The 9,759-nt window shown below is 63.6% G+C and carries 9 protein-coding genes; 8 read left to right on the forward strand and 1 reads right to left on the reverse strand.

From position 1 onward, the window contains the following. Positions 1-43 precede the first annotated feature (43 nt). On the forward strand, positions 44-505 hold the full coding sequence (locus WS95_RS11910; RefSeq protein WP_059784282.1) for a DUF3761 domain-containing protein: 462 nt from the start codon (positions 44-46) through the stop codon (positions 503-505). A 105-nt stretch (positions 506-610) separates the two neighbouring features. Here the strand turns inward: WS95_RS11910 and WS95_RS11915 are convergent, their stop codons facing one another. Beyond that, positions 611-1,966 (reverse strand): polyhydroxyalkanoate depolymerase, encoded by a 1,356-nt coding sequence (locus tag WS95_RS11915; protein ID WP_059784280.1) that lies wholly within the window; start codon positions 1,964-1,966, stop codon positions 611-613. A 285-nt stretch (positions 1,967-2,251) separates the two neighbouring features. Between WS95_RS11915 and WS95_RS11920 the strand changes: the two genes are divergently transcribed. From WS95_RS11920 to WS95_RS11950, 7 genes are all read left to right on the forward strand, one after another. Then, positions 2,252-2,914, forward strand: coding sequence for a glutathione S-transferase family protein (locus WS95_RS11920; RefSeq protein ID WP_059823983.1), 663 nt, complete (start codon positions 2,252-2,254; stop codon positions 2,912-2,914). A gap of 241 nt (positions 2,915-3,155) precedes the next feature. Further along, positions 3,156-4,406 (forward strand): Crp/Fnr family transcriptional regulator, encoded by a 1,251-nt coding sequence (locus WS95_RS11925; RefSeq protein ID WP_059823984.1) that lies wholly within the window; start codon positions 3,156-3,158, stop codon positions 4,404-4,406. Between the two features lie 13 nt (positions 4,407-4,419). Further along, a complete protein-coding gene (locus tag WS95_RS11930; protein WP_059823986.1) occupies positions 4,420-5,184 on the forward strand; it encodes a flagellar motor protein in 765 nt (254 codons plus the stop codon). Positions 5,185-5,252: 68 nt separating this feature from the next. Next, positions 5,253-5,921, forward strand: a complete 669-nt coding sequence (locus WS95_RS11935) for an OmpA/MotB family protein (protein ID WP_059823987.1) — start codon at positions 5,253-5,255, stop codon at positions 5,919-5,921. A 48-nt stretch (positions 5,922-5,969) separates the two neighbouring features. Beyond that, positions 5,970-6,941 (forward strand): hypothetical protein, encoded by a 972-nt coding sequence (locus WS95_RS11940; protein WP_059823989.1) that lies wholly within the window; start codon positions 5,970-5,972, stop codon positions 6,939-6,941. Between the two features lie 133 nt (positions 6,942-7,074). Next, on the forward strand, positions 7,075-8,937 hold the full coding sequence (locus WS95_RS11945; RefSeq protein WP_059823991.1) for a methyl-accepting chemotaxis protein: 1,863 nt from the start codon (positions 7,075-7,077) through the stop codon (positions 8,935-8,937). A gap of 68 nt (positions 8,938-9,005) precedes the next feature. Next, positions 9,006-9,674 (forward strand): hypothetical protein, encoded by a 669-nt coding sequence (locus tag WS95_RS11950; protein ID WP_179950191.1) that lies wholly within the window; start codon positions 9,006-9,008, stop codon positions 9,672-9,674. Positions 9,675-9,759: the final 85 nt, after the last annotated feature.

The raw sequence follows: 9,759 nt of genomic DNA on the forward strand, positions 1-9,759 counted from the left end.
TGCCCCGGACGTTTTCATCATTCAGGCAAATCAGGAGAGGACCATGAAAAAAACGATGTTGATCGCCGCGCTGGTCGCCGGCATGGGTGTGTCGATCGGTGCGTTCGCGCAGGTTCCGGCCAGCGCGCCGGCCGGCACGACCGGGCTGTGCAAGGACGGCTCGTTCTACTCGGGCGCATCGAAGAAGGGCGCATGCGCGGGCCACAAGGGCGTGAAGACGTGGTACGGCGCATCGGCCGCTGCCGCGGCGAGCGCACCGGCCGCGGCGCCGGCAACGGCGGCTTCCGCTGCGCCGGCATCGGGCGCAGCGCCGGCGAAGAGCGCGGCCACGACGGCCGCGGCGCCGGGCGGCGGCGCGGGCAAGGTGTGGGCGAACGACAGCACGAAGGTCTATCACTGCTCGACCGACAAGTACTACGGCAAGACGAAGCACGGCAGCTACATGTCGGAAGCGGACGCGAAGGCGAAGGGCTACCACGCGTCGCACGGCAAGGCTTGCTCGTAACGAGCAGGCCGGGCGCGCGAGCGGTTTCGCTCGTGCGCCGTCCGTGCTGAAGCAAACATCGCCCCGCCTCTCCGGCGGGGCGATTCACTGTGGCGCCAGCCGCGTTCAGTGCGCGTGATCCGATTGCGTTTCGGCCGCCGCGTCGACCGCGGATGCCCGTGCATCGAGCAGCGCGCGCAGCGTGACGTAGTGCGCGCCGCTCGTGTCGCGTTGCGCATCCGCGGTGCGATCGTACGGCTCGTTGTCGTGGATCGTCGCCCGCACGATCGGATAGATCTGCGTTTCCCACCGGCTGCCGTTGAACACGCCGTAGTGCCCCACGCCCGTCTGTACATGGTGCGTCTTCAGGTACGACGGCAACCCCGAACACAGTTCCTGCGCGGCCACCGTCTGGCCCACGGCGCAGATATCGTCCTTCTCGCCTTCGATCGTCAACAGCGCGGTGCGATGAATCGCCGCCGGTTCGACGAGCGTGTCGCCCACCGCCAGCTCGCCGCGCGCGAGCGCGTACTGCTGGAATACCTTCTCGACCGTTTCCAGATAGAACTCCGCGGTGAGGTCCGCCGTCGCGAAATATTCGTCGTAGAAGTGCCGTAACGTGTCGGCTTTCGCGGGGTCGCCTTTCGCGCGTTCGTAGTACAGATCGGCGAACGACGCCGCATGCCGGTCCGGGTTCATCGACATGAACGCGCCGACCTGCACGAAACCCGGATACACGCACCGCTGCGCGCCGATGAAACCCGCCGGCACCACGCTGATCAGGTTGCGCGCGAACCATTCGATCGGCCGACTCGTGGCGAGCGCGTTGACCTTCGTCGGATTCACGCGGCAGTCGATCGGGCCGGCCATCAGCGTGAGGCTCGCCGGTTGCGCGGGATCGCCGCCGGCCGCCATCAGCGCGACGGCCGCCAGCGACGCGACGGTCGGCTGGCAGATCGCCAGCACGTGCGCGTCCGGGCCGATGTGCCGGATGAAGTCGATGACGTGCATGACGTACTCGTCGAAACCGAAGCGCCCGGCCGCCAGCGGGATGTCGCGCGGGTTGTGCCAGTCGGTGATGTACACGTCGTGATCGGCCAGCATCGTGCGCACCGTGCCGCGCAGCAGCGTCGCGAAGTGCCCGGACATCGGCGCGACGATCAGCACGCGCGGCTGGCGCGCGACCGGCCGAGCCTTGCGGAAATGCAGCAGCGTCGCGAACGGCGTCGTTGTCGCCGCTTCTTCGACGATCGGCACCGTTTCGCCGTCGACGACGACCGACGCGATCCCGAACGGCGGACGCCGGTGCGAAAACGCGCAGCATTCGAGCAGTTCGCACAGCGCGTCGACCATACGGCCCGTGGGTGTCGACGTCGCCGGCGGCCACAGCGACATCGTCGCGCGCGTGGCGGCTGCCCATGCACGCGCCGGGCGCAGGCATTCCGCAGACCATTGATAAAACGGATAGGCAAGCAGGTTCATGACCGTCGCTCGTGACGCCGCATTACAGGGAACGAGGCAAGCCGTATGCCAGCGTGACGCTGGCACGCCCGTTGCAGCGGTTCGGGAGCGCGGCGGCACGCGCTGGACCTGATGACGGAGGGGAAGGTGACGCGCTGCCTTGCCGGCCGGGCGTGCGACCCGTGCGGCGATGCCGTGCGACGTTGCGCCGGTTCGGCGAACGGACCGCACAGACGTGGTGCGGCCGATCATGCGGCGCGTCCGTTTACGGTGCAGGGGTACGAACGACATTCAGCAGGGGGCGACATGGAATCCAACGCACGGACGACGCTGACCATCAGCAGCCGCAATTACTCGTCGTGGTCGATGCGCGGCTGGCTGCTCGCGAAGCTGAGCGGGCTCGCGTTCGAGACGATCAGCGTGCCGATCGACGCCACGTCGCGCGCGGAGCTGCTGCTGCTGTCGCCGTCGATCCTCGTGCCGTGCCTCACGCACGACGGCAATGCGGTGTGGGACACGCTCGCGATCGCCGAATACCTGAACGAGATCCGGCCGCAGGCGCGGCTGCTTCCCGGCGACCGGCATGCACGCGCGCATTGCCGGTCGATCTGCGGCGAGATGCATTCCGGCTTCAGCGCATTGCGATCCGCGCTGCCGATGAACCTGCGCGGGCATTTCCCCGGCTTCCGGATCTGGTCGCGTGCGCAGCACGACATCGAGCGGATCGTGACGATCTGGCGCGAGTGCCTCGCCGAATACGGCGGCCCCTGGCTGTTCGGTGCGGAGATCGGCATCGCCGATGCGATGTACGCGCCGGTCGTCACGCGCTTCCTGACCTACGACGTGAAGCTCGAACCGGACGTCGCCGAGTACTGCATGCGCGTGCTCGCGCATCCGTTCGTCGCCGAGTGGATCGACGCGGCGAAGGCCGAGCACGAAGACATCGACGAACTCGACATGGAGTTCTGACCCGACGCGGGCGGCCGCGGCGGGCTTTCAATTTCGCTACACGCGCAATGGGCGAAACGAACGATCGATGCGCCCGCGCGATCCGCAAACGTTTTACCTTGATTTCGGTTCGGAACGAGGACGAATCCCCTAAAGGATGTTGCGCCCGATGACGTAAACGAGTCACGGGGACGACTCGCGATCGCACGCTTCAGACTTGCGACGCGCAGTCCGCAACAACCAGCGCAGCAGGGGAATCGACTTGAATCGTCAGCAATCGTGGACGCGTACCGCGGCGCCCGGAGAAATCATTTACTCGGAGGGCTTCGCGGGCGAGCCCGTCATCTTCCTGATTACCGACGGCAAGGTCGAGCTGTCCACGCGCTGCGACGACAAGCGCGTGATCGTCGCGACGCTCGGCCGCGGCGAGTTCTTCGGCGAATCGGCGCTGCTCGCCGCCGAGCCGCGCGCGCATACCGCGAAGGCGCTTTCGTTCTGTCAGCTCACGGTCGTGCCGGCCGGCATGCTCGATGAAGAGATCGAGCGCGTGTCCGCGCTGTTGCGCCATATCGTACGCACGATGATTCGCCGCGTGAAGCGCAAGGACGACCAGCTTGCGACCTACACCCATGCGGATTTCATGCCGGGCGTGCTGTCGTATGCGCACGTGCTGTCGCTGATGGCCGGCGCCGACGCGCGCGAACCGGGCGATACGTGGGCGCGCCGGCCGATGCAGGCGCATGCGGTCGAGACGTCCGTGCCGCTCGCCGACGTGATCCGCAAATGCCGCGCGATCGCCGGCCATTCGCGGCCGCACGTGCTCGCGATGCTGCGACGCATGGAGAAGCTCAACCTCGTCACGATCGAAGCCGCGCAAGCCGATGGCGCTGGCGGCGCGACCGACTATGCGGCGTCGTCGGATGCGCGCCAGGTCGTCACGTTCGACGCCGCGCGCGTGATCGACCGCGCGCAGCAGGTCGCCGATCACGATCTCGACCTGTCGATCAACAGCGAACTCGAACTCATCGAACTCGCCGATCTCGAATCGCTGATCGGCGTCGACAAGACGCTGCTGCTCAACAAGCTGTCGAACGGCGAGATCGCGGAAGAAGTGTTCGCGTTCCGCAAATCGAAGGTGCTCAGCTACGTCGAACAAAAGGGCGTCGCATATTTCTCGCGCCGCAACGCGCGTCGCGGCGGCGACGTGCGCGCGCTCGAGGATCTCGTTTGGATCGACCAGCGCACGCTGTTCGACGTGATCAGCGCGTTCGATACCTACGATCTCGCGAAGCTGATCGCGAACCTCGACGATCGCGCGGTGGCCGACAAGCTGTTTTCCGTGATGACCGAGGCACGACGCAACGAGGTGTCGTGGGTGATGCGCCGCGAACTCAAGCTCGATCCGGTCGAGATCGACGAGATCGAGCAGCGCGTGCTGGAAGCCGTCCGCGCGGCGAAGGCGCCGGCGGCGGGTGCGGCGTCCGTCGCGTCGACGTCATCGTCGGACGCTTGATACGGGGGCGCGTATGGATCTGTTGACTCTGGTCGGGGCGGTGCTGGGCGGCGCGGCGATCGTGTTCGGGTTCGCGCTGGAAGGCGGGTATTTCTCGATGCTGTTCCAGTTCGAGGCGCTCGTGATCGTGCTCGGCGGCACGCTCGGCGCGGTGATGATCCAGAACACCTGGGCGCGCTTCTTCGATGCGGTGAAGCAGTTGCGGCTCGCGTTCGTGCGCGCACGCGAGGTCGATCGCAAGAACCTGTCCGACCTGCTCGAATGGGGCGACCGCGCGAAGCTCGACGGGCTGCTCGCGTTCGAGTCGATGGATGTGAGCGGGATTCATCCGTTTGCGCGACGCGGGCTCGAACTGCTGGCGAACGGCGTGTCGACCGCGGTGCTCGAGGATGCGTTGCAGCGCGAACTCGACGCGTACGAACGCAGCCGCCTCGCGGCCGTGCGCGTGTGGCAACAGGCCGGCGGCTATGCGCCGACCTTCGGCATTCTCGGCTCGGTGCTCGGGCTCGTGCAGGTGACCAGCCATATTCTCGAACCGGCTCAGCTCGGGCCGGGCATCGCGGTCGCGTTCGTCGCGACGCTGTACGGGCTTGCGTTCGCGAACCTCGTGTTCCTGCCGCTGTACGGCAAGCTGCGCGCGCAGATCGACAGCGAGATGCGATTCCGCAAGCTCTATCTCGACGGCTTGCTCGCGATTTCGCGCAAGGAGTCGCCGCATACGATCGAGACGCGATTGACCGGCGATGTGCGCGGGCGGGCGGCGGAATCGCTCGCGTGATGTTCGTGCGCTTTGTGCTTGCGTGTATCTGCACCTGTACCGTATGACGAACCCGGATTCACGACAGCATGACTGCTAGAACCCATGGCGCATCCGCGGCCGATCGCGACGATGACGAACTCAAAGGCGCGCAGTCGGGGCGCTGGCTGATCTCGTACGCGGATCTCATCACGACGCTGATGGTGTTGTTTCTCGCGCTGTATGTGCTGCAGCTCGCGAAATACAACGCGCTCGATGCAAGGTATCAGACGCTTGCGCGGCAGGCCGGTGGTGCTTCTCATGCTACCGATGTTGCTACGCCCGCTCATGCGCCGCCGTGGCTCGCGTTGCTCGATTCGTTGAAATCGAATGGACGCATTTCGCTGGTGAAGGCGCCGCACGGCGTCGAGATCGGTATCGACGCGAAGATCCTGTTCAACGTCGGCGATGCGCGCCTGCTGCCCGATTCGTCGCCGGTGCTGAACCAGATCGCGCAGGCACTGAGTGCGCATGAAACCGGCGACATTCTCGTCGAAGGCCACACGGACAGCGTGCCGATCGCGAACGCGAAATACGAATCGAACTGGGAGCTTTCGTCGGCGCGCGCGGGGAGTGTGGTGCGCTATCTGACCGAGCGCGGCGTTGCGCCGCATCGGCTGGCGGCGATCGGGCGGGCGGATACGCAACCGCTTGTTGCGGGGGATGATGCGGCTTCGAGGGCGCGAAACCGAAGGGTGACGATTTTTGTTGCGTACTGATTGGATTGCTTGCGCTTACCCAAGATCTGAACTAGAGGGAATGTATAGATGTCGACCGAAAATAATGACGGGGCCGTTGCCAATTGGGAGGACAAGCGAAACCCTCGCGGTGTTGTCAGGCTGCTGGTGCGTGTGCTGACAGCTGATTTGTCGCTTAGAAACCTAATCATCGAGACGATCGTGCTGTCCTTGGCGATTGCATTAGCCTGCCATTACTGGCTGGGGCCGTGGCTGGCCACACATAGTGATTACGCGTGGTTGAGCCAATGGCGTTGGATGCCGTTGCCGGTGGCATTAGGGTATCTGGCGTTGATTGGGGGCATACGGCATCGGTCGCTGATGACGGCGCATGCGGCATTTCGCAAGTTGCCCAAGGACACGCCGGATGAGAAGAAAAGTCAGTTCAAGAACCGGGTCGAGAGAAAGCGCAGTCTGTACAAAGTGATCGGTGAAGTATTCGCTGCGATGTCGGTACTCGGCGCAGCATTTTCACTGATAGGCTCCTATACGTCGTTCGACGCGCGATTTCTACGACCCGGCCACGCTGCGATTGCAGCGGATCTGGCACGGATCCGCGTGTTGACTGAGCGGACGTGCCGCATGGGTGTGACGGCGGACATATGCTCGACTCCACCTTCCGTGAGCCAGATGATGGAAATCATCGAGAAGAAAACCGATCCGATTGATCGGCGGGCTGCGGTAATGCAGATGCTGAAGCGTGTCCGTCCGTTGCTGGCCACGATTCAGGATGTCGGGCACGACGAGCTGACGCTTCTGCTCGAGAAGGTCGATGCTGAAATCCCCGACGAGGCGGGGTTCTCGTTACTTCAGATGGCTATTGCGTCGTTTCTGGTTCTGACGGTGAGCATCGCGGTCGGTTTCAAGCTTGCTGTTGCCGTGTATGAATACCGGCTGACGTTTTTGATCACTGACGACGCTGCAAAGCAAACCGTCACGCCCGATGTTTTACGGTGTACGGATGTGCCGCGGGTTGCCGAATCGCAGGAATCGTCAAAATAAACAGCCCGAATGCCGCTGGGGCGGAGATATATCGAATCTCGCATAACGAACATCTGAAATCAGCGATGCGGTTCTGTGCCCGCCTGCCGATAACCCAATCTGGCTCAGACCGAGCGGTTATCGAGGGTTCCCCATGCATTTCTGGCGCAAGCTTTCCATTCAGAACAAGCTGATTCTCAGCATGACGAGTTGCCTGCTCGTGTTCGTCGCGATTTCGAGCGGACTCAGCGTCCGCCTGATCGGCAACGCGGTGCGCGATCGCGTCGTCCGCGAAGAGCTGCCGACCGCCATCAACGGCATTCGCGCCGACGTGCAGCGCCAGATGGCCGGCCCGATCGCCGCATCGCGCATTCTGGCGCGCGACGCGTTCTTGCTGCAATGGGAAGCCGACGGCGAACCCGATGCCGGCACGCGCAACTGGATTCAGCTTGCGAAGAACGTGAAGGACGAGCAGAAAGCCGCGTCCGTGCAGTGGGTGTCGGTGAAGAGCGGCAACTACTACAACGAAGCCGGCCTGCAGCGGAAGGTGACCGACAAGGATCAGTGGCTGACCAGCTTCCTGTCGTCGGGCAAGGCGTACGACGTGAACATGGATCGCGAGGTGACCGTCGGCGGCTACATGATGTTCATCAACAGCCGCGTAGAGCTCGACGGCGTGCCGATCGGCGCGGCGTGCATGAGCCTGTCCGTCGATGCGCTCGCGAAGGGCATCTCGGCTTACCGGATCGGCGAGACCGGGTTCGCGTATCTCGTGCGGCCCGACGGCGCGATCATGATGCATCGCGATACGTCGCTGATCGACGGCAAGCATTTCCTCAAAGATGAACCGGGGCTGCCGGGCGATGCGTCGTCGACACTACTCGCCGGCAAGCCGTATGCGTACCTCAGTTACGAGGGAGATGGCGGCGCGCGCTTCATCGCGACGTCGTTCATTCCGGAGCTGAATGCGTATGTGGTCGTCCAGGTGCCGCAGGCCGAACTGCTCGGGCCGGTGACGCGTGCGATTCGCAGTGCTGCGCTGGTCGCGGCGGTGGTGGGCCTCGGGGTCGCGCTGCTCGTGATCTGGCTGGTGGGGCGCGCGATTGCTGCGCCGATCAGGCGTGCGGCTACGCTGCTGTCGGAGATCGCCAGCGGTCAGGGTGATTTGACGCGCCGGATGACGGTCGAGAGCGAGGACGAGATCGGGCAGTTGTCGGATGCGTTCAACCGGTTCGTGTCGTCGCTGTCGACGCTCGTTCATCGGATTCGGGCGGCTTCGGCTTCGATCGCGACCGGGTCGGCGCAGATTGCTTCGGGGAATGCGGATCTCAGCGAGCGCACCGAAGGGCAGTCGAGCAATCTGGAGCGGACGGCGTCGTCGATGGAAGAGATCACGGCCGTGGTGCGCAACAACACCGAAACGGCGACGACGGCCGCGAAGATGATCAACGGCGCGGCGGATACTGCGGCGCGCGGCGGGCAGGTGGTGGGCGAGGTCGTGACGACGATGGAGCAGATCAGTGACGCTTCGCAAAGGATTTCCGAGATCATCGTGATGATCGACAGTATCTCGTTTCAGACGAATATTCTGGCGTTGAATGCTGCGGTGGAGGCGGCGCGGGCGGGGGAGCAGGGGCGGGGGTTTGCTGTTGTGGCTTCGGAGGTGCGGAATCTGGCGCAGCGCAGTGCGCAGGCGGCGAAGGAGATTAAGTCGCTGATCGAGCATAGCGCGGGGACGGTGGGCGCCGGGTCGCGGCTCGTGAGTGAGGCGGGGAAGGTGATGAGCGATGTTGTGTCGCAGGTTCAAGGCGTTAGCGCGATGATGAGCGAGATTGCAGAGGCTAGCCTGGAGCAGAGTGCCGGGATCGATCAGATCGGGGACGCAGTGCAGTCGCTCGATCAGATGACGCAGCAGAATGCGGCGCTGGTCGAGGAAAGTGCGGCTGCGGCGGAGAGTTTGAGGCAGCAGGCGGCGGAATTGACTAGGTTGGTTTCGGCTTTTAAGGTGGGTGAGTAAGGGCTGGTTCGGGTTTTAGATTTGAGACGTTTGTGAGGACGGCTGCAGTGGGGTCACGGCAGCCGTTTTTGTTTGTTGGCACCGAATTTGGCGGTGTTTATAGAAATGAAGCGCATTTCCGGATTGAAGGGGCGGGCCAGGACGGCGGCGCTTGTCGCCGTCATTGCAGCGATGGGGCTAAGGTCGTTGGGCCTTTGGCGGATTCTTATCTGGCTTATTGGGAGAAGGTTGCGGCGGAGGTAGGTGCGGCCACGATGGAAGATCAGGCGGATTTGGACAAGATATATGCGGTCGAGGTGAATGCACGGCCGGTTAAGCTTGTCGGGATGGTCAAGGTGAAAGGGGTTTCTGCGAAGGCGGGGAGTAACGTGCAAAGCGTTCTCGTCGATGACGGGATGACGCCCGGGCCAGATGGGTTGTTCTTGAAGTCGGACGGGAAGGCCCATCTGCTTGTTACGACGGTTCCCCTTTTGAAGGTTTGGGCCAAGAGGGCGAATAAGGGGCTCAAGTCAAAGGATGGTGTTGCCGTTATCTTTGATAGCGGGACTTCTTATACGGATGTGTTCGCTGATGACGCGGCGGCGTGCCGGTTTGCCGAGTTGCTGGTGAAGCGGAAGTCGGCCGAAGCGGTGGTGAAGGCGTTGCTACTCGGGGAAAGCCGGGATGGAGTGCCGGAAGGGGCGAATACGTTGGCTTGTAGTGGTTCAATGCCCTTGGACAGTTCGAAAAGGAGGTAACGTGTCGTCTGGAGGGCCAAATCATGGTCAGGCGTGCGTTTTCCGAGGAATTCAAAGAAGAAGCGATACGACTCGTCGTAGAGCA

The organism is Burkholderia sp. MSMB1826, assembly GCF_001526325.1.
Classification (GTDB): Bacteria; Pseudomonadota; Gammaproteobacteria; order Burkholderiales; family Burkholderiaceae; genus Burkholderia.

Bases quoted from the DNA above. Each gene is read 5' to 3' on its own strand.
- WS95_RS11910 (WP_059784282.1), top strand. From the start codon at position 44: ATGAAAAAAACGATGTTGATCGCCGCGCTGGTCGCCGGCATGGGTGTG.
- WS95_RS11915 (WP_059784280.1), bottom strand. From the start codon at position 1,966: ATGAACCTGCTTGCCTATCCGTTTTATCAATGGTCTGCGGAATGCCTG.
- WS95_RS11920 (WP_059823983.1), top strand. From the start codon at position 2,252: ATGGAATCCAACGCACGGACGACGCTGACCATCAGCAGCCGCAATTAC.
- WS95_RS11930 (WP_059823986.1), top strand. From the start codon at position 4,420: ATGGATCTGTTGACTCTGGTCGGGGCGGTGCTGGGCGGCGCGGCGATC.
- WS95_RS11935 (WP_059823987.1), top strand. From the start codon at position 5,253: ATGACTGCTAGAACCCATGGCGCATCCGCGGCCGATCGCGACGATGAC.
- WS95_RS11940 (WP_059823989.1), top strand. From the start codon at position 5,970: ATGTCGACCGAAAATAATGACGGGGCCGTTGCCAATTGGGAGGACAAG.
- WS95_RS11945 (WP_059823991.1), top strand. From the start codon at position 7,075: ATGCATTTCTGGCGCAAGCTTTCCATTCAGAACAAGCTGATTCTCAGC.